General features: G+C 56.3%; 1 protein-coding gene. It reads left to right on the top strand.

What is annotated here, in order from left to right; genetic code table 11:
- On the top strand, positions 1–652 hold a 652-nt coding region (locus tag AC1DLB_RS31425), incomplete at its 5' end, for a Crp/Fnr family transcriptional regulator (protein ID WP_477786458.1).
- Between the last annotated feature and the right edge of the window lie 23 nt (positions 653–675).

The following is a 675-nucleotide window of genomic DNA, read 5'->3' as shown; positions in this document are numbered from 1 at the left end:
GCGCAGTCATCATCTGTTCGAGCCGTTGAACGAAGAACAGCTGGACGAATTGATGAGTACCAGCCAATTGCTGAGCATCGACAAAGGCGAGCCGTTGTTCCGTCAGGGCGAGCCGGCCGATGCGTTCTACTTCGTGATTGCCGGCGCGGTAAAAATCTACCGGCTGACACCGGATGGGCAGGAGAAAGTGTTCGAGGTCATCAGCGAGCGGCAAACCTTCGCCGAGGCGATGATGCTGATGGACACCCCAAACTATGTGGCCTCGGCCGAAGCGATCTGCCCCACCCAGCTCTATCGTTTATCCAACAGCACCTACATGCGCCTGCTGCAGAGCAATAGTCGGTTGACCTTCGCACTACTGGGCAAGCTCTGCGTTCGCTTACATCAACGGGTCAACGAAATCGAAACCCTGTCGCTGAAAAACGCCACCCACCGGGTCGTGCGTTATCTGCTGACGCAACTGGTGCGCCAGCAAACCGTTGACTGCCAATTCGAACTGCCGATGGCCAAGCAACTGATTGCCGGGCATCTGTCGATCCAGCCAGAAACCTTTTCGCGAATCATCCGCCGCTTGATCGATGAAAACATCATCACCCAGGACGGCCGTCAGATCGCCATTCTTGATCGTCTGCGCCTGGAACAGTTCGAGTGAGTGCCATGCCCGTCTGCCTGTAT

The sequence above is a fragment of the Pseudomonas sp. 05N434 genome, assembly GCF_056396965.1.
Note: the sequence above shows the minus strand (reverse complement) of the source record. Positions and strands in the feature narration are given on the sequence as shown.